General features: G+C 68.1%; 15 protein-coding genes and 1 tRNA gene. 10 read left to right on the forward strand and 6 right to left on the reverse strand.

The annotated features are described in order from the left end of the window. Positions 1–21: 21 nt before the first annotated feature. Both JHW48_RS01440 and JHW48_RS01445 read right to left on the reverse strand, forming a co-directional pair. Positions 22–1,167, reverse strand: a complete 1,146-nt coding sequence (locus JHW48_RS01440; protein WP_119885790.1) for a phosphoserine transaminase — start codon at positions 1,165–1,167, stop codon at positions 22–24. A 158-nt stretch (positions 1,168–1,325) separates the two neighbouring features. Continuing rightward, positions 1,326–1,410, reverse strand: a tRNA-Leu gene (locus JHW48_RS01445). Positions 1,411–1,621: 211 nt separating this feature from the next. On the opposite strand from JHW48_RS01445, the gene JHW48_RS01450 reads away from it, so the two are divergent. The 5 genes from JHW48_RS01450 (at position 1,622) to gltB (ending at position 10,350) form a co-directional block, all read left to right on the forward strand. Next, entirely contained in the window at positions 1,622–2,608 is a 987-nt protein-coding gene (locus tag JHW48_RS01450; RefSeq protein ID WP_119885789.1) for a complex I NDUFA9 subunit family protein, read from the forward strand. Then, positions 2,608–3,411 carry an undecaprenyl-diphosphate phosphatase gene (locus JHW48_RS01455; protein ID WP_119885788.1) on the forward strand — a complete coding sequence of 268 codons (804 nt, stop codon included), beginning with the start codon at positions 2,608–2,610 and terminating at the stop codon, positions 3,409–3,411. Before JHW48_RS01450 ends, JHW48_RS01455 begins: the two co-directional genes overlap by 1 nt. A 150-nt stretch (positions 3,412–3,561) precedes the next feature. Further along, on the forward strand, positions 3,562–5,046 hold the full coding sequence (locus JHW48_RS01460; RefSeq protein WP_119885787.1) for an NAD(P)-dependent oxidoreductase: 1,485 nt from the start codon (positions 3,562–3,564) through the stop codon (positions 5,044–5,046). A 10-nt stretch (positions 5,047–5,056) separates the two neighbouring features. Then, positions 5,057–5,815 carry a hypothetical protein gene (locus tag JHW48_RS01465; protein ID WP_119885786.1) on the forward strand — a complete coding sequence of 253 codons (759 nt, stop codon included), beginning with the start codon at positions 5,057–5,059 and terminating at the stop codon, positions 5,813–5,815. Next, positions 5,812–10,350, forward strand: coding sequence for a glutamate synthase large subunit (gene gltB / locus JHW48_RS01470; RefSeq protein ID WP_119885785.1), 4,539 nt, complete (start codon positions 5,812–5,814; stop codon positions 10,348–10,350). Before JHW48_RS01465 ends, gltB begins: the two co-directional genes overlap by 4 nt. 33 nt (positions 10,351–10,383) lie before the next feature. Here the strand turns inward: gltB and JHW48_RS01475 are convergent, their stop codons facing one another. Beyond that, positions 10,384–10,707: an MliC family protein gene (locus JHW48_RS01475; RefSeq protein ID WP_170152260.1), complete on the reverse strand. Its 324-nt coding sequence runs from the start codon at positions 10,705–10,707 to the stop codon at positions 10,384–10,386. Positions 10,708–10,765: 58 nt separating this feature from the next. On the opposite strand from JHW48_RS01475, the gene mtgA reads away from it, so the two are divergent. From mtgA to queG, 3 genes are all read left to right on the forward strand, one after another. Continuing rightward, positions 10,766–11,488 carry a monofunctional biosynthetic peptidoglycan transglycosylase gene (mtgA, locus tag JHW48_RS01480; RefSeq protein WP_119885807.1) on the forward strand — a complete coding sequence of 241 codons (723 nt, stop codon included), beginning with the start codon at positions 10,766–10,768 and terminating at the stop codon, positions 11,486–11,488. Between the two features lie 82 nt (positions 11,489–11,570). Next, complete coding sequence (gene fzlA, locus JHW48_RS01485) at positions 11,571–12,257, forward strand: FtsZ-binding protein FzlA (protein WP_119885784.1); 687 nt, start codon at positions 11,571–11,573, stop codon at positions 12,255–12,257. 73 nt (positions 12,258–12,330) lie between these two features. Further along, on the forward strand, positions 12,331–13,347 hold the full coding sequence (gene queG / locus JHW48_RS01490; RefSeq protein ID WP_119885783.1) for a tRNA epoxyqueuosine(34) reductase QueG: 1,017 nt from the start codon (positions 12,331–12,333) through the stop codon (positions 13,345–13,347). A gap of 4 nt (positions 13,348–13,351) precedes the next feature. Here queG and cobA read toward each other — a convergent pair whose 3' ends face one another. Further along, positions 13,352–14,098, reverse strand: coding sequence for a uroporphyrinogen-III C-methyltransferase (cobA, locus tag JHW48_RS01495; protein WP_119885806.1), 747 nt, complete (start codon positions 14,096–14,098; stop codon positions 13,352–13,354). A gap of 190 nt (positions 14,099–14,288) precedes the next feature. Here cobA and JHW48_RS01500 point away from each other — a divergent pair, with 190 nt between their 5' ends. Beyond that, a complete protein-coding gene (locus JHW48_RS01500) occupies positions 14,289–15,653 on the forward strand; it encodes a cryptochrome/photolyase family protein (protein WP_119885782.1) in 1,365 nt (454 codons plus the stop codon). Beyond that, complete coding sequence (locus tag JHW48_RS01505) at positions 15,650–16,318, forward strand: SDR family NAD(P)-dependent oxidoreductase (RefSeq protein WP_119885781.1); 669 nt, start codon at positions 15,650–15,652, stop codon at positions 16,316–16,318. Before JHW48_RS01500 ends, JHW48_RS01505 begins: the two co-directional genes overlap by 4 nt. Here the strand turns inward: JHW48_RS01505 and JHW48_RS01510 are convergent, their stop codons facing one another. Both JHW48_RS01510 and JHW48_RS01515 read right to left on the reverse strand, forming a co-directional pair. Then, positions 16,319–16,843 carry a glutathione peroxidase gene (locus tag JHW48_RS01510; RefSeq protein WP_119885780.1) on the reverse strand — a complete coding sequence of 175 codons (525 nt, stop codon included), beginning with the start codon at positions 16,841–16,843 and terminating at the stop codon, positions 16,319–16,321. It abuts the gene before it with no gap. Then, on the reverse strand, positions 16,840–17,586 hold the full coding sequence (locus JHW48_RS01515) for a TspO/MBR family protein (RefSeq protein ID WP_119885779.1): 747 nt from the start codon (positions 17,584–17,586) through the stop codon (positions 16,840–16,842). Before JHW48_RS01515 ends, JHW48_RS01510 begins: the two co-directional genes overlap by 4 nt. Positions 17,587–17,623: the final 37 nt, after the last annotated feature.

The raw sequence follows: 17,623 nt of genomic DNA on the forward strand, positions 1-17,623 counted from the left end.
CTGGCCCCCGGTCCGCGCCGGTTATTGTGCGGCCAGCTCGGCCCGATAGGCCCATTCGACCCAAGGCATCAACGCCGCGACATCGGCCGTCTCGACCGTCGATCCGCACCAGATCCGCAGACCGGCCGGCGCGTCGCGATAGGCACCTGCATCCAGCGCCACGCCTTCCTTCTCCAGCCGCTTGGCCACGGCCTTGGCAAAGGCGGCGCCGTCCTTGATGGCGGGATCGGTGAACTTCAGGCAGACGCTGGTCGTGGAGCCCGTCGCCGGATCCTCGGCCAGATCCGCGATCCAGTCCTTGTCCGCAATGAAATCACGCACCGCCGCCGCATTGGCATCCGCCCGCGCGATCAGCGCAGACAGCCCGCCAAGCGATTGCGCCCATTTCAGCGCGACCAGGTAATCCTCGACCGCCAGCATCGAGGGCGTGTTGATCGTCTCGCCCTTGAAGATGCCCTCGATCAGCTTGCCGCCCTTGGTCAGGCGAAAGATCTTGGGCAGGGGCCAGGCGGGGGTATAGCTCTCCAGCCGCTCGACGGCGCGCGGCGACAGGATCAGCACGCCATGCGCGCCCTCGCCGCCCAGCACCTTCTGCCAGCTGAAGGTCACCACATCCAGCTTGTCCCAAGGCAGGTCCATGGCGAAGGCCGCGCTGGTCGCGTCGCAGATGGTCAGGCCCGCGCGATCCGCCGGGATCGCATCACCGTTCGGCACGCGCACGCCGCTGGTGGTGCCGTTCCAGGTGAAGACGACATCCTTATCGAAATCGACCTGCGTCAGATCGACGATCCTGCCGTAATCGGCCTTGCGGACGGTGGCATCCAGCTTCAGCTGCTTCACGGCATCCGTCACCCAGCCCTCGCCGAAGCTCTCCCAGGCCAGCATCTCGACTGGCCGTGCGCCCAGCAGGGTCCACATCGCCATCTCGACCGCGCCGGTGTCGGAACCGGGGACGATGCCGATGCGGTAATCCTCGGGCACGCCCAGGACCGCGCGGGTCAGGTCGATGGCCTCGGCCAGCTTGGACTTGCCCACGGCGGCGCGATGGGACCGGCCCAAGGGGGCGTCCGACAGCATGTCCAGCGAATAATGGGGGATCTTGGCACAGGGGCCCGAGGAGAAACGCGGATTTTCCGGCCGCGCAGCCGGGATCGCATGATCGGTCATGTGGCTAGCCTTCCAGCTATGAAGCCCCTCGTTGGGGAGGGGTGTCCCACGGACCGAGCTAGCCTGCCGCCGCCCCGAAATCAACCGTTCATTCGCGAAAAGGCCCCGACGCCAATGCAAAACCCCCGGAAACCAGAGGTTTCCGGGGGTTTTGTTCATGGTGCCCAGGAGAGGACTCGAACCTCCACGCCTTGCGGCACACGGACCTGAACCGTGCGCGTCTACCAATTCCGCCACCTGGGCAGGTGGTGTGAGCGGCTGATTAAAGACAGTGCGGGGGGGCGTCAATGGGGGTCGAACAGGAATTTCGAGATATTTTATGAAAGCCGGCATTTTTTCCCGACCGGCCATCCCCGGCCCATCCGGGCCTTGCGACAGCGACCCGCCTTGCCGCAGCGGCCCCGCTTGGATATGGGTTCTGCCATATTGCCCACATCAAGGAAGGCGAGACGCCATGACGAAACTGGTCACGATCTTCGGCGGGTCCGGCTTTGTCGGCCGGCAGGTGGCCCGGCTGATGGCCAGGCAGGGCTGGCGCGTGCGGATCGCGGTGCGCCGCCCCGACGAGGCGCTGTTCACCCGCACCTATGGCGCGGTGGGCCAGGTCGTCCCGGTCATGTGCAACATCCGCGACGAGATGTCGGTCCGCGCCGCCCTGTCGGGCGCCGATGCGGCGGTGAACTGCGTCAACATCCTGACCCCCAAGGGCAAGAGCACCTTCGACGCCGTCTTCGACCAGGGTGCCGCCCATATCGCCCGCCTCTCGGCCGAGATGGGGGTGGAACGCATGGTCCATATCTCCGGGCTGGGGATCGATCCCGAATCCTCCAGCCGCTACATCGCCGCCAAGTCGCGCGGCGAGGCCGAGGTGCTGAAGGCCCGGCCCGATGCGGTGGTGCTGCGGCCCTCGGTGATCTTTGGGGCGGATGACAATTTCTTCAACCGCTTCGCCGGGATGACCCGGATGGGGCCGGTCATGCCGATCGTCGGCGGTTCCACCCGGATGCAGCCCGTCTTCGTCGAGGACGTGGCCCGCGCCGCCGTCATGGGCGCCACCGGCGAGGCCCGCCCCGGCATCTACGAGCTGGGCGGCCCCGACATCCTGACCATGCGCCAGATCGTCGGCCAGGTGCTGGAGGTGGTGAACCGCCGCCGCCTGGTCGTGAACCTGCCCTTTGCCGTGGCGGGCCTCGGCGCGCGCATGCTGGATGCGGTCCAGTTCGTCACCGGCGGGCTGTTCACCAACAGCGCGCTCAGCCGCGACCAGCTGGCGCTGCTGCGCCGGGACAATGTCGTGTCCGAGGGCGCGATGGGCTTTGCCGATCTGGGCATCCAGCCCGTCTCGGCGGCCGCGACGCTGGACAGCTATCTGTGGCGGTTCCGGCCGTCGGGCCAGTACCAGGCCATGAACGATTCGGCCAAGAACCTCCGCGAGAACTGATGGAACCCAATACGATCGTTGCTGCGGTCCTCGGCATCGTCGAGGGCCTGACCGAATTCATCCCCGTGTCATCCACGGGGCACCTGCTGCTGATGGGGCATTTCCTGGGCTTCGAATCGCCCGGCCGGTCCTTCGAGGTGCTGATCCAGCTGGGCGCACTGCTGGCCATTCTGGGCGTCTATGCGGCGCGGATCACCCAGGTCGCGCGCGATGCGCCCCATGACCCGGCGGCGCGGCGCTTCATTGCCGCGATCCTGGTGGCCTTTCTGCCCGCGGCCGTAATCGGCGTGCTGGCGCATGGATTCATCAAGACCGTCCTTTTCGAGACGCCGATGCTGATCGCCGTCATGCTGATCCTGGGCGGCTTCATCCTGCTCTGGGTGGACCGGCGCGCCGTCGCCCCCGTCTATGCCCGGGCCGAGGATTTCCCCCTGCCCATGGCGCTGAAGGTGGGCTTCATCCAGTGCCTGGCGATGATTCCCGGCGTGTCGCGGTCGGGGGCCACCATCGTGGGGGCGCTGATGCTGGGCGCCGACAAGCGGTCGGCGGCGGAATTCTCGTTCTTTCTGGCGATGCCCACGATGCTGGGGGCGTTTGCCTATGACCTGTTCAAGAATCGCGACGTGCTGGACGGGGCGGCCATCGGCAACATCGCCATCGGCTTCGTCTTCGCGCTGATCACCGGGGTCGTCGTGGTGCGCTGGCTGCTGGGCTATGTCTCGCGCCGGGGCTATGCGCTGTTCGCTTGGTGGCGGATCATCGTCGGAACCCTTGCCCTGCTGGCGCTTTCCGCAGGTATGTAAGCAATACTGACCTAAATATCGTCCCGCCGCGGCAAAATTCTGCGGCGGGACCATGAAAAGTCGCTAATAGGTCAGCACGGCTGACTTTTCATCTGAAAAGCCTTGGTTTATGCGGGTTGCGGAAGTCCTTTCAGGGAAGGTAGCGCAGCCATGGCCACGCAGAAGATGCTGACATTCGTCTCGACCCCGCGCGAGATGCCCGAGAAACGCTCGGCCCAGGACCGCAGCGAGGATTTCCACGAGATCTATCGCGAATTCGCCGCCCAGAAGGCCGCCGAACAGGCGGGCCGCTGCAGCCAGTGCGGCGTGCCCTATTGCCAGTCGCATTGCCCGTTGCACAACAACATCCCCGACTGGCTGCGCCTGACCGCCGAAGGCCGGCTGGAGGAGGCCTATCGCGTCAGCCAGGCCACCAATACCTTCCCCGAGATCTGCGGCCGCATCTGCCCCCAGGACCGCCTGTGCGAGGGCAATTGCGTGATCGAGCAGTCGGGCCACGGCACCGTCACCATCGGCGCGATCGAGAAATACATCACCGACACGGCCTGGGACCAGGGCTGGGTCGAGGCCGCCAAGCCCGCACAGGAACGCGCGGAATCGGTGGGCATCATCGGTGCGGGTCCGGGCGGCCTGGCCGCGGCGGACATGCTGCGCCGGCAGGGGTTCCAGGTCACGATCTATGACCGCTATGACCGCGCGGGCGGGCTGATGACCTATGGCATCCCCGGCTTCAAGCTGGAGAAGGACGTCGTCATGCGCCGCAACCAGCTGCTGGCCGATGGGGGCGTCGAGTTCGTGCTGAACTGCAATGTCGGCGAGGATATCAGCTTCGACGCGATCCGCGGCAAGCATGACGCGGTGCTGATCGCCACGGGCGTCTACAAGACCCGCGATCTGGACATCGACAATGCCGATCACGGCGGGGTCGTGCGCGCCATCGACTATCTGACCGCATCCAACAAGGTCGAGTTCGGCGACGAGGTCCCCGATTTCGAGGACGGAGAGCTGAACGCCCGCGGCAAGCGCGTCGTCGTCATCGGCGGCGGCGACACGGCGATGGATTGCGTGCGCACCGCCATCCGGCAGGGCGCGCAATCGGTGAAATGCCTCTATCGCCGCGACCGGGCCAACATGCCGGGCAGCCAGCGCGAGGTGCAGAATGCCGAGGAAGAGGGCGTCGAATTCGTCTGGCTGTCGGCGCCGGGCAGCTTTGCGGGCCATGTCACAGGCGTCGCCGCCACCGCGCAGGAGGCCGATGTGGACGGCCTGCCCCAGGTCGCATCCGTGCGCATCCAGAAGATGCGTTTGGGCCAGCCCGACGTCACCGGCCGCCAATCCCCCGAACTGATCGAGGGCGCCGATTACGACGAACCCGCCGATCTGGTCATCAAGGCCTTGGGCTTCGAACCCGAGGACCTGCCCAAGCTGTGGGGCGTGGACGGGCTGGAGGTCACCCGTTGGGGCACGATCAAGGCCAGCTTCCAGACGCATATGACCTCGATCCCCGGCGTCTATGCGGTGGGCGACATCGTGCGCGGCGCCAGCCTGGTGGTCTGGGCGATCCGCGACGGGCGCGAGGCGGCGGACTCCATCGCGACCTATCTGACGGGCGATGCCCGCGTCGCCGCCGAATAGGGCCGCAGCCATGGCACATGACCGGATCGACGGGCATGCGGCGGCTGCGGGGCCGGACGGGGCGCGCATCCTGACGGGGATGGCGCTCGGCATCGCCGCGCTGCTGCTGGCGGGGCAGGCGGGGGCCGCGGTCTTCACGCCGCCCGCGGGCTGCACGCTGGATCTGACCGCGCAGAACCGCAGCTGCACCGTCACGCATTACTATACCTGCGCGGCCGATCCCGAGGGGCACCGCCACAGCGCCCATTTCGGCCGCGACGGGCTGTTCCACCTGGCCACCATCGATGCCGAGACCCGCTGGATCGAAAGCACCAGCGTCACCTCGGGCATCGTGGACCGGCTGGTCGACGAGGCCGAAAGCCATGCCAGCCTGTCGCGCCTGCTGGAGACGGGGCGCGACGATTTCGATTTCTGGACCGAATCGGCGGACGGCATCCGGCTGCGCCATCAGGGCCATGACGAACTGACCGGCGAGACGGCGACCATCGGCGGCCGCCAGCTGGACCGGACCCGGTTCCGGCTGACCACCCGGTCCGAGGGCGGCGATCTGCTGATCACCCGCGAGGGCAGCCAGTTCGTCAGCCGCGAGCTGAACCGATTCTTCGGCGGGACCGAGACCAGCAGCGACTGGACCGGCGAGACCCGCCAGACCGATGACAGCCCGGTGCTGTTCATCCCCCCCGGTGCCGCCGGTTTCGGCAGCACGACACCGCAATTCGACTGCGATCAGTTGCTGACGCAGATCCCGCAGGAAAGGGCCGCATCATGACCACCGATTGGCAAGCCAAGGAAGAAGCCCGCCGCGACTGGATGGACCGGAACAGCCTCTATCGGCAGGAGGACGAGCATTCCTCCTGCGGGGTGGGCTTTGTCGTCGATCTGGCCGGCAAGCCGTCGCGCAAGGTCGTGCAGAACGGCATCGACGCGCTGAAGGCCATCTGGCATCGCGGCGCGGTCGATGCCGACGGCAAGACCGGCGACGGCGCGGGCATCCATGTGCAGATCCCGGTGCCCTTCTTCTATGACCAGGTGCGCCGCACGGGCCATGAACCCGACCAGTCCAAGCTGATCGCCGTGGGCCAGGTCTTCCTGCCCCGCACCAACTTCGCCGCCCAGGAGGCCTGCCGGACCATCGTGGAATCCGAGGTCCTGCGGATGGGCCACTACATCTATGGCTGGCGCCATGTGCCGGTCGACACCTCGGTCCTGGGCGAGAAGGCCAATGCCACCCGCCCCGAGATCGAGCAGATCCTGATCCGCTGCGAGAAGGACATCGACCAGGTCCGCTTCGAGCGCGAGCTCTACATCATCCGCCGCCGCATCGAGAAGGCCGCCATCGCGGCCCAGGTGCGCGAGCTCTATTTCTGTTCGCTGTCCTGCCGGTCGATCATCTACAAGGGCATGATGCTGGCCGAGCAGGTGGCCGAATTCTATCCCGACCTGAAGGATGAGCGGTTCGAGAGCGCTTTCGCGATCTATCACCAGCGCTATTCCACCAACACCTTCCCGCAATGGTGGCTGGCCCAGCCCTTCCGCATGCTGGCCCATAACGGCGAGATCAACACGCTGAAGGGCAACCTGAACTGGCTGCGCAGCCACGAGATCCGCATGGCATCCTCGGCCTTCGGGGACGCGGCCGAGGACATCAAGCCGATCGTGCCGGCCGGCTCGTCGGATTCGGCGGCGCTGGATGCGGTCTTCGAGGTTCTGGTCCGGTCGGGGCGTTCCGCGCCGATGACCAAGACGATGCTGGTCCCGGAAAGCTGGTCCAAGGCCACGACCGACATGCCCAAGGCCTGGGCCGACATGTACGCCTATTGCAACGCGGTGATGGAGCCGTGGGACGGCCCCGCCGCCTTGGCCATGACCGACGGGCGTTGGGTCTGCGGCGGTCTGGACCGCAACGGGCTGCGGCCGATGCGCTATGTGGTGACGGGCGACAACTTGGTCATCGCAGGATCCGAGGTCGGCATGGTGCCGGTCGACGAGATGAATGTCCGTGAAAAAGGCGCGCTTGGGCCGGGCCAGATGATCGCGGTCGATATGTGGGACGGCAAGCTTTACCACGATTCGCAGATCAAGGACCGGCTGGCCTCCAGCCAGCCCTTCGGCGAATGGATCGAGAAGGTCACCGAGCTGAACGACATCATGCGCGACCTGCCCGAGGCCGTGCGGTTCCAAGGCGATGCCCTGCGCCGCCGCCAGACCGCCGCGGGCTATACGCATGAGGATCTGGAGCATGTCCTCGCGCCCATGGCCGAGGACGCCAAGGAGGCCATCGCCTCGATGGGCGACGACACGCCGCCTGCGGTCCTGTCGAACCAGTACCGCCCGATGAGCCATTTCTTCCGCCAGAACTTCAGCCAGGTGACGAACCCGCCCATCGACTCGCTTCGCGAGACACGGGTGATGAGCCTCAAGACGCGGTTCGGCAACCTCAAGAACGTGCTGGACGAGTCGAGCAGCCAGACCGAGATCGTCGTGCTGGAGAGCCCCTTCATCGCCAATGGCGAATACGACGAGATGGTGAAGATGTTCGGCGACACCGTGACGGTGATCGACTGCACCTTTGCCGAAGGCGCGGGGCCGGACGCCCTGGGCGAGGGCCTGGCGCGCATCCGCGCCGAGGCCGAGGATGCCGTGCGCTCGGGCGCGGGCCATCTGGTCCTGTCGGATGACGCGCAGGGTCCGGGCCGCGTGGCGATGCCGATGATCCTGGCGACCAGCGCGGTGCATAGCTGGCTGACGCGCAAGGGCCTGCGGACCTTCTGTTCGGTGAACGTGCGCTCGGCGGAATGCATCGACCCGCATTACTTCGCGGTGCTGATCGGCTGCGGCGCGACCACGGTGAACCCCTATCTGGCGCAGGACAGCATCGCGGACCGCATCGGGCGCGGGCTGCTGACCGGCACGCTGATCGAGAACATGCGCCGCTATCGCGACGCGGTGGATGCGGGCCTGTTGAAGATCATGGCCAAGATGGGGATCTCGGTCCTGTCCTCCTATCGCGGCGGCCTGAACTTCGAGGCGGTGGGCCTGTCGCGCGCCATGGTCGCGGAGTATTTCCCCGGCATGCAGTCGCGCATCTCGGGCATCGGCCTGCACGGGCTGCAGGCCAAGCTGGAGCGTCTGCACCAGCTGGCTTTCCGCACCGAGAACGTGGAGCTGCTGCCCGTGGGCGGCTTCTACAAGCTGCGCCGCTCGGGCGAGAAGCACGCCTGGGAAGCCAACACGATGAAGCTGCTGCAGGTGGCCTGCGAAAAGGCCTCCTATGACATCTGGAAGCAGTTCAGCGCCACGATGCGGGCCAACCCGCCGATCCACATCCGCGACCTTCTGGACATCAAGCCCCTCGGCAAGCCGGTCCCCATCGAGGAGGTCGAATCGATCACCTCGATCAGGAAGCGCTTCGTGACGCCGGGCATGTCGCTGGGGGCGCTGAGCCCCGAGGCGCATATGACGCTGAACATCGCGATGAACCGGATCGGCGCGAAATCCGATTCGGGCGAGGGCGGAGAGGACCCGGCGCACAGCCACCCGCTGCCCAATGGCGACAACCCCTGCGCCAAGATCAAGCAGGTCGCCTCGGGCCGCTTCGGCGTCACCGCCGAATACCTGAACGCCTGCGAGGAGCTGGAGATCAAGGTCGCCCAAGGCGCCAAGCCCGGCGAGGGCGGCCAGCTGCCCGGCATGAAGGTCACCAAGCTGATCGCGCGGCTGCGGCATTCGACGCCGGGCGTGACGCTGATCTCGCCCCCGCCGCATCACGACATCTATTCGATCGAGGATCTGGCGCAGCTGATCTATGACCTCAAGCAGATCAACCCGCGCGCCAAGATCACCGTCAAGCTGGTGGCCTCCAGCGGCGTGGGCACCATCGCGGCGGGCGTGGCCAAGGCCAAGGCCGACGTGATCCTGATTTCGGGCCATAACGGCGGCACCGGCGCGTCGCCCGCGACGTCCATCAAGTTCGCGGGCCTGCCGTGGGAGATGGGCCTGACCGAGGCGCATCAGGTCCTGGCCATGAACCGCCTGCGGGAACGCGTGACGCTGCGCACCGATGGCGGTCTGCGCACGGGCCGCGACATCGTCATGGCGGCGATGATGGGGGCCGAGGAATACGGCATCGGCACCGCCGCCCTGATCGCCATGGGCTGCATCATGGTCCGCCAGTGTCAGTCGAACACCTGCCCGGTGGGCGTCTGCACCCAGGACGAGAAGCTGCGCGCCATGTTCACCGGATCGGCGGACAAGGTGGTGAACCTGATCACCTTCTATGCGCAGGAAGTGCGCGAGATCCTGGCCTCGATCGGCGCACGGTCGCTGGACGAGGTGATCGGGCGTGCGGATCTGCTGACCCAGGTCAGCCGGGGTGCGGCGAACCTGGACGATCTGGACCTGAACCCGCTGCTGATCACCGTCGATGGCGCGGACAAGATCGTCTATGATCGCTCCAAGCCGCGCAACGCGGTGCTGGACACGCTGGATGCGGAAATCGTCAAGGACGCCGCGCGGTTCTTCGAGGATGGCGAGAAGATGCAGCTGTCCTATGCGGTCCGGAACACCCATCGGACCATCGGCACGCGCACATCCAGCCTGATCGTGCAGAAGTTCGGGATGCGCAACAGCCTGCAGCCCGACCACCTGACCGTGCGCCTGACCGGCAGCGCGGGCCAGTCGCTCGGCGCCTTTGCCGCGCCGGGACTGAAGATCGAGGTCTCGGGCGATGCCAACGACTATGTCGGCAAGGGCCTGTCGGGCGGCACCATCGTGGTGCGCCCCGCCATGTCCAGCCCGCTGGTCGCGCATGAGAACACGATCATCGGCAACACGGTCCTCTATGGCGCCACGAACGGGTTCCTGTTCGCGGCGGGCCGGGCGGGCGAACGCTTCGCGGTCCGGAACAGCGGTGCGAGCGTGGTGATCGAGGGCTGCGGGTCGAACGGTTGCGAATACATGACCGGCGGCGTGGCCGTGATCCTGGGTCGCATCGGCGCCAATTTCGGCGCGGGCATGACCGGGGGGATGGCGTACCTGTATGACCCCGAGGGTCTGGCGCGCGACTACATCAACGCCGAGACCTTGGTGATGTGCCCCGTGACCCAGGATCATTGGGAGGATCAGCTGAAGACCCTGATCGAGCGCCACCTGAAGGAGACCGGGTCGCGTCGCGCCGAGGAGATCCTGTCGAACTGGGCCGAGGAGAAGGGCCATTTCCTGCAGGTCTGCCCCAAGGAGATGCTGCAGCACCTGCCCCACCCGATCGAGGCGGTCGAGGAACCGAGCGCGGTTCCCGCCGAGTGACGACGGACGCGGCCCTTGGCGGGGCCGCGTTCCTCATTGCGTGACGGTGCAGGTGGTCGCGCTGTCGCCTTGGGTCAGCGTGACCTCGTCGCCCTTGACCCACCATTCGGTCAGCCCGGCGACATAGCGCGCCCCCGAGGCGCTGACGACATTGACCAGCACGCTCGGCCCCTCCAGCCCCTGGATCAGGGCCAGGGCATCGTCGCCGGCGGTCAGATAGGTGACGCCCACCCGCGATCCGTCGGCGCAGTCATGGTCGGCCTGGGTGATCTGCGTATCGGGGCCCAGGGGCCAGGACAGCATGGGCTGGGCGGTGGCGGGGGCTGTCATCAGCAGCAGGGCGATGCAGAAACGCATGGGGCAGGGGCCTTTCGGTCGGGATCGGGGGGCGGCGCTTGACGCAGCCGCCGCCGCCATGAGACATGCAAACATGTTCCCGCGCCAGCCCGCATCCGACGCCCCGCCCGCATCGCGCCCTGCCGTCGTGCGGCGCGCACTGCTGTTCTGGCTGCGATTCGCGCTGCTGCGGGCGGTGCTGGTCATGGTGGGGTCGGTCACGGTCTATGCCTTCGTGAACCCGCCTTTGACCTGGACCATGCTGGGCGCCGCGCGCGAGCATCCGCTGGCCGAACGCCGGTGGGTGCCCTTGGAGGGGATCGCCCCGGTCATGGCCCGCAGCGTCGTCGCGGCCGAGGATGCCAATTTCTGCCTGCATTGGGGTTTCGACATGGTCGAGATCCGCAAGGTCGTGGCCTCGGGCTCGTCGCGCGGCGCGTCGACCATCACCCAGCAGACCGCCAAGAACGTGTTCCTGTGGCAGACCCGCAGCTGGCCCCGCAAGGCGGCCGAGACGATCCTGACCCCCCAGATCGAGGCCTTGTGGTCCAAGGCCCGCATCCTGGAGGTCTATCTGAACGTGGCCGAGTTCGGGCCGGGCGTCTTCGGCATCCATGCCGCGGCCGAGGCGCATTTCGGCACCACCCCCGATCGGCTGACCCCGGTCCAGGCCGCGCGGCTGGCCGCCATCCTGCCCGCGCCGCGCCATCGCGGCACCGGGGCGCCTTCGGCGCGGTCGCGATCCATCCTGGACGGTGCGCAGACCATCGCCCGCGACGGCCGCGCCGCCTGCTTCGAATAGCCCGCCGCGGTTGAAAGCGGGGGGGGCGGGGCGTATCAAGGCGGCGTTGCGAAAATAAGAAGTAGGTCTCGAGAGCAGTCCCATGAACACCAACACGCAGACCACGCGACTGTATCACACCGCCCTGTCGCCCTTTTGCCGCAAGGTCCGCTTGGTCCTGGCCGAGAAGAAGATCGAGGTCGAGCTGGTCGAGGAGCGATACTGGGAAGGGTCGCCCGACCTGGTCCGGCGCAATCCCGCAGGCAAGCTGCCGGTGCTGCGCTATCGCGGCAACCTGCTGGCCGAAAGCCAGGCGATCATCGAATATCTGGACGAGGCCGTGCCCGCCCCCGCGCTGATGCCGCAGACGCCGCTGGAGCGCCATGAGGTGCGGCGCCTGTGCGCCTGGTTCGACGACAAGTTCCATGTCGAGGTGACCCAGCCCATCCTGAACGAGCGCGTCTGGAAGAAGATCACCCGATCCGGCTATCCCGACAGCCGGGTGGTCAAGGACGGGCTGCGCGCGATCAAGGAGCATATCGACTATCTTTCGACCCTGCTGGAGACGCGGCGCTGGCTGGCAGGCAACACACTGAGCCTGGCGGATTTCACGGCCGCGGCGCATTTTTCCTGCCTCGATTACATCTCGGACGTGGATTGGGACCGGTCCGAGGCGCTGCGCGACTGGTATGCGACGATCAAGTCGCGGCCGGCCTTCCGGTCGGTGCTGGCCGATCAGGTGCCGGGGATCCATCCGGCCGCCCACTACGCCGAGTTGGATTTTGGCTGAGGAAGGGGGGGCCAGCCCCCCATCGCCTGACGGCGATCCCCCCCGGGGTATTTGGACAACGAAGAAGCGCGAGATGGAGGCGGAGGCCCGCGCGGTGGGATTCGCCGCGATGGGGGTGATGCGGCCGGACGGCGTGCCGGAGCTGGCCGGGCGGTTGGCGGATTTCGTGGCCCGGGGGCGGCACGGGCAGATGGGCTGGATGGCCGAGCGGATGGGTTGGCGGGGCGATCCGGCCGCGCTCTGGCCCGAGGCGCGGTCGGTGGTGATGCTGGCCGAGCTGTACACCCCCGAGGGCGATCCGCTGGAGGTGCTGGAGCGGCGCGACCGTGCCGCCGTCAGCGTCTATGCCCAGGGGCGGGATTATCATGATCTGGTCAAGAAGCGGCTGAAGCGCTTGGGGCGCTGGCTACTTGAGACGGCGCCCGAGCCGGGGCACGCCATCAAGGTCTTCGTCGATACCGCGCCGGTAATGGAGAAGCCCTTGGCGCAGGCCGCGGGGCTGGGCTGGCAGGGCAAGCACACGAATCTGCTGTCGCGCGATCTGGGCAGCTGGTTCTTTCTGGGCGCGATCTTCACCACCATGCCGCTGCCGCCGGATGCGCCCCAGGTCAGCCATTGCGGGTCCTGCCGGGCCTGTCTGGATATCTGTCCGACGGGGGCGTTTCCCGCGCCCTATCAGCTGGATGCGCGGCGCTGCATTTCCTATCTGACCATCGAGCACAAGGGGCCGGTGGAGCCGGATCTGCGGGCGCTGATGGGCAACCGGATCTATGGCTGCGACGATTGCCTCGCGGTCTGTCCGTGGAACAAGTTCGCGCAGGCGGGATCCGAAATGCGCTATCGCGGGATCATCGACGCGCCGCCCTTGGCGGAGCTGGCGGGCCTGGACGATGCGGGGTTCCGGGCGCGGTTCTCGGGCTCGCCGATCAAGCGGATCGGGCGGGATCGGTTTGTGCGCAACGTTCTGTATGCGATCGGGAATTCCGGGGATGCGGGACTGATCGCGGTGGCGCGGGGGCTGCAGGGGGATGCCGATCCGGTCGTGGCCGAGGCCGCGTCTTGGGCGGTCGCCCGGCTGGGTCCGGCCTGACGCGTCAGGGCGTGGCGGGGGTTCCCGACCCGTTCCCGCCGGGCAGGGCCAGCGGCCCATAAAGGATCAGCCCCGGCACCGATGCGGGCCCGTCGCGTTCCAGCATCGCGGCCAGCCCGGCCACGGTTCCGGGCAGCATGCGCTGGCCGGGATGGCCCACCGCCTCGGCCAGCAAAGCGGGGGTGTCCGGGGGCAGGCCATGGGCGATCAGCCCGCGCGCAAGGGCCGGAAAGCTGCGCTGGCCCATGAAGACCACGGTGGTCACCGCCGGATCGGCCAAGGCCGCCCAGTTGATGTCGCCGGGCAGTCCGCCGGTCACGTCGGCGCCGGTCACGAACTGGACCCGGCGCGCGGTCAGCCGCCGCGTCAGGGGCATGCCCATCGCCGCCGCCGCCGCGCTGGCCGATGTCACGCCGGGCACGATCTGGAACGGGATGCCGGCCCGGGTCAGGGCCTGGATCTCCTCCTCCAGCCGACCGAAGATGCCGGAATCGCCGGATTTCAGGCGCACGACCTGCTGGCCCGCACGGGCATGCGACAGGATCAGCGCATTGACCGCATCCTGCTTGGCCGAGGGTCGCCCCGCGCGCTTGCCCACCGCGATCAGCTGGGCCTGGGGGCCCGCATGGTCCAGCACCGGCCCCGATGCTAGGTCGTCGAACAGCACCACATCGGCCTGGGCCAGCAGCCGCGCCGCCTTCAGGGTCAGCAGCTCCGGGTCGCCCGGCCCGGCCGAGACCAGCCAGACCATCCCCGGCGGGGTGGCGGCGTCGGTGGTGGGGGGCAGGTCGGTCAATCGGGCGGCCTTCGATGGGGTTCGGACAGCAGCTATAGCAGCGATACGGGGTGTGACAATGGCGCGCAATCCCTTGGCGATGCGCGAAGGGCATGAAACTTTCCGTCTGCTGACGCGTGATGCAGGGCAAGACAGGAGGATTGGGATGACGGTGATCTGCTGGTTCCGGCGCGTGCTGCGGCTGGACGACCACCCCGCGCTGGTGGCCGCCGCGGCCCAGGGAGCGGTGATTCCCCTGGTGATCCTGGACCCGGCCGAGGCGCAGGCCGCCCCCGCCAGTGCGCAGCGTCAGGCCATGGCGCTGCCCCGGCTGGAGGCCGCGCTGCATTCCCGCCACAGCCGCCTGATCGTCCGGCGCGGCGATCCCGCCCAGGTGCTGGAAGACATCGCCCGCCAGACCGGCGCCAGCCATGTCCACACGACCGAAGGGTTCCCCTTCGCCTCCGATGACGGGCTGGAGGCGGCCTGCCAGCGGGGCGGCGCGGAATTGTGCCTGCATCCGCCCGCCGATCTGGTCGGGCGCGGCGCGGTCCGGACGGGGTCGGGGGGGATCTACAAGGTCTTCTCGCCCTATTGGAAGGCGGTGCGCCAGCAGGACATCGCCCCGCCCTTGGACGCGCCGCGCCTGTCATCGCCCGAGGACTGGCCCGCCAGCGACGGCACCGACTGGCCCGAGGCGAGGGCCGCGATGGACTGGGGCTGGGACGTGCTGGCCCCCCAGATCCGCGCGGGCGAGGATGCCGCCTTGGACCGGCTGGAGGAATTCCTGGATGCCGGGCTGGAGGGCTACAAGCCCGACCGCGACCTGCCGTGGAAGGAGGCGACCTCGGCCCTCTCCGATGCGCTGGCCGTGGGCGAGATCAGCCCCCGCCGCATCTGGGCCCGCGCCGCCCCCGGCCTGCACGAGGGGCGCCAAGGGATCGAGGCCTTTCTGTCGGAACTGTGCTGGCGCGAATTCGCGCGCGAGCTGATGCACGACTTTCCCGCCATGGACCGCCGCTGCTGGCGCGAGGAATGGGATCGCTTCCCTTGGCGGTCGGACAATGGGGATGCCGAGGCCTGGCGGCAGGGCCGCACCGGGATCGCCATGGTCGATGCCGGCATGCGTGAACTTTACGCCACGGGGCGGATGCACAACCGGGTGCGGATGATCACCGCCAGCTATCTGACCAAGCATCTGCTGACCGATTGGCGGGTGGGCCTGGACTGGTTCCGGCATTGCCTGACCGATTGGGACGCGGCCTCGAATGCGATGAACTGGCAATGGGTGGCGGGCTGCGGGCCGGATGCCTCGCCCTATTTCCGGATCTTCAACCCCGACACGCAGGGCGAGAAGTTCGACGGCAAGGCGCGATACCGGGATCATTGGCTGAAGGGCGAGGGCGCGCGCCTCTTCGCCGCCGCCGCGCCCCGGTCCTGGTCGGTGACCGATGACCGGCCCGAACCGGCGCTGAGCCTGGCCCAAGGCCGGGCACGGGCGCTGGAGGCCAATGAGAGGTTGAAATCATGACCAAGGCCCTGATCATCGGCGCCTCGGGCGGCATCGGCGCGGCACTGGCGTCGCGGCTGCGGGGGCAGGGGGCCGATGTCACCACCCTGTCGCGCCGCGAGGACGGGCTGGACCTGACCCGCCCCGAGACGGTCGCCGACCACGCCGCCCGCCTGAAGGGCCGCGATTTCGACCTGATCGTGAACGCCACCGGCGCGCTGGTCATCGACGGCCATCAGCCGGAAAAGACCATGGATGCCGTGGATCCCCAGGCCATGGCCGCGCAATTCGCGCTGAACGCCATCGGCCCGGCACTGGTCCTGCGGGATTTCGCGCCGCTTCTGGCGCGGGATCGGCGCTCGGTGCTGGCCAGCCTGTCGGCGCGGGTGGGCTCGATCGGGGATAACGGGCTGGGGGGCTGGGTATCCTATCGCGCGGCCAAGGCGGCGCAGAACCAGATCCTGCATACCGCGGCGATCGAATGGCGGCGCCGGAACCGCCACGCGATCCTGATCGCCCTGCATCCCGGCACGGTGGAAACGCCCCTGACCCGCAAATACGCCGCCCGCCACCCGACCATCACGCCCGAGCGCAGCGCCGAGGCCCTGCTGGCCGTCATCGACACCCTGACGCCCGAGGACAGCGGCGGTTTCTGCGACTGGAAGGGTCAGGTCGTGCCGTGGTGATCAGCCGAGGGCCGCGCGGATCTGTGGGCCGCCCGGCTTGGTGAAGGACCCCCAGGTGCCCAGGATCCGCCCGTCCGGTCCCAGCAGCACCTTGTTGAAGTTCCATTTCGGCACGAAGCCCGTCTGCTGCCGCACCCAGGCATAGAAGGGATGCACCTGCCCCTTGGCCACGGGCAGGATGTCGGTCATCGGCAGGGTCAGCCCGTATTCCATCTGGCAGTAATCGCGCGCCTCGGCGCCGCTGGCCAGTTCCTGGTTGAAATCGTTGGACGGCACGGCCAGCACCACCAGCCCGCCCGGCCCTTGGGCCTCATGCAGGGCCTGCATCTCGCGCAGCTGGCCGGAAAAGCCGCAAAGCGATGCGGTGTTCACCACCAGGACCGGCCGCCCCCGCCACTGGGCGGTGTCGTAATCGCCCCCGTCGACCGAGGGGAAGGTAAAGCTGGGCTGATCCGCGGCCCGCGCCGGGGCCAGACCCAGGGCGCCGATGGCGGTGGCGAGGGACAAAAAGACGCGTCGTTTCATGGCCGACCTCGTTCGGATGCGGGGGCATGATGGGATGCGCGGCGATTCGCCAGGATGCGACCGGACAGCGCAGCCGTCCCGATCACCGCCAGCGCGATGACGGTCCAGTTCCCCGGACGCCAGTTCTGCGCCACGACCCCCGCCAAGGCCCAGATCACCGCCACCGGATAGGCCCATTCGCCCGGCCTGCGCGCCTGCACCGCCAGCGCCAGGCCCGTCACCGCGACCAAGGCCAGGATCGCCGCCGCCTGCGGACCCAGATAGCCGAACCCCGCCAGCCAGATCCCCACCGACACGCCCGAGGCCGCCGTCAGCCACCCGGCATAGAGCGCCACCGGCCGCCCCTGCCACCATGGCGCGTCACGGCCCGCGCGCAGCATCGCCGCGACCGCGGTGGCCAGCATCCCCAGGATCATGATCGTGGCCAGGCCCGGCATCCGGTTCGCCACCGGGATCCAGAAGAACCCGATCGCCAGACTGGCCAGCAGCGGCAGGCGCATCGCCCGCCAGCCCGCGTCATCGGCGTGGCGCCATAGGCCATATCCCGCCCCCAGGATCAGCCAGGCATAGATCACCCCCCAGATGGAGAAGGCCCAGCCCGCCGGCTGGACCGGGGGATCGTCCTGGCGGATCGGGAACAGGTCGGGGTCATAGCCCGCGAATTCGGGAAAGATCACCGGCGAGGCCGCGAAGGCCACCGCCGCCGTCAGCACCAGGATGGACAGGATGCGGTCCGGGATCATGGGGGCCTCTCGGTTTCGGGGTGGTGACGGGTCAACG

It is taken from the genome of Paracoccus aestuarii, from assembly GCF_028553885.1.
In the GTDB taxonomy this organism is placed as follows: domain Bacteria; phylum Pseudomonadota; class Alphaproteobacteria; order Rhodobacterales; family Rhodobacteraceae; genus Paracoccus; species Paracoccus aestuarii.

Bases quoted from the DNA above. Each gene is read 5' to 3' on its own strand.
- JHW48_RS01440 (WP_119885790.1), bottom strand. From the start codon at position 1,167: ATGACCGATCATGCGATCCCGGCTGCGCGGCCGGAAAATCCGCGTTTC.
- JHW48_RS01450 (WP_119885789.1), top strand. From the start codon at position 1,622: ATGACGAAACTGGTCACGATCTTCGGCGGGTCCGGCTTTGTCGGCCGG.
- JHW48_RS01455 (WP_119885788.1), top strand. From the start codon at position 2,608: ATGGAACCCAATACGATCGTTGCTGCGGTCCTCGGCATCGTCGAGGGC.
- JHW48_RS01460 (WP_119885787.1), top strand. From the start codon at position 3,562: ATGGCCACGCAGAAGATGCTGACATTCGTCTCGACCCCGCGCGAGATG.
- JHW48_RS01465 (WP_119885786.1), top strand. From the start codon at position 5,057: ATGGCACATGACCGGATCGACGGGCATGCGGCGGCTGCGGGGCCGGAC.
- gltB (WP_119885785.1), top strand. From the start codon at position 5,812: ATGACCACCGATTGGCAAGCCAAGGAAGAAGCCCGCCGCGACTGGATG.
- JHW48_RS01475 (WP_170152260.1), bottom strand. From the start codon at position 10,707: ATGCGTTTCTGCATCGCCCTGCTGCTGATGACAGCCCCCGCCACCGCC.
- mtgA (WP_119885807.1), top strand. From the start codon at position 10,766: ATGAGACATGCAAACATGTTCCCGCGCCAGCCCGCATCCGACGCCCCG.
- fzlA (WP_119885784.1), top strand. From the start codon at position 11,571: ATGAACACCAACACGCAGACCACGCGACTGTATCACACCGCCCTGTCG.
- queG (WP_119885783.1), top strand. From the start codon at position 12,331: ATGGAGGCGGAGGCCCGCGCGGTGGGATTCGCCGCGATGGGGGTGATG.
- cobA (WP_119885806.1), bottom strand. From the start codon at position 14,098: ATGGTCTGGCTGGTCTCGGCCGGGCCGGGCGACCCGGAGCTGCTGACC.
- JHW48_RS01500 (WP_119885782.1), top strand. From the start codon at position 14,289: ATGACGGTGATCTGCTGGTTCCGGCGCGTGCTGCGGCTGGACGACCAC.
- JHW48_RS01505 (WP_119885781.1), top strand. From the start codon at position 15,650: ATGACCAAGGCCCTGATCATCGGCGCCTCGGGCGGCATCGGCGCGGCA.
- JHW48_RS01510 (WP_119885780.1), bottom strand. From the start codon at position 16,843: ATGAAACGACGCGTCTTTTTGTCCCTCGCCACCGCCATCGGCGCCCTG.
- JHW48_RS01515 (WP_119885779.1), bottom strand. From the start codon at position 17,586: ATGATCCCGGACCGCATCCTGTCCATCCTGGTGCTGACGGCGGCGGTG.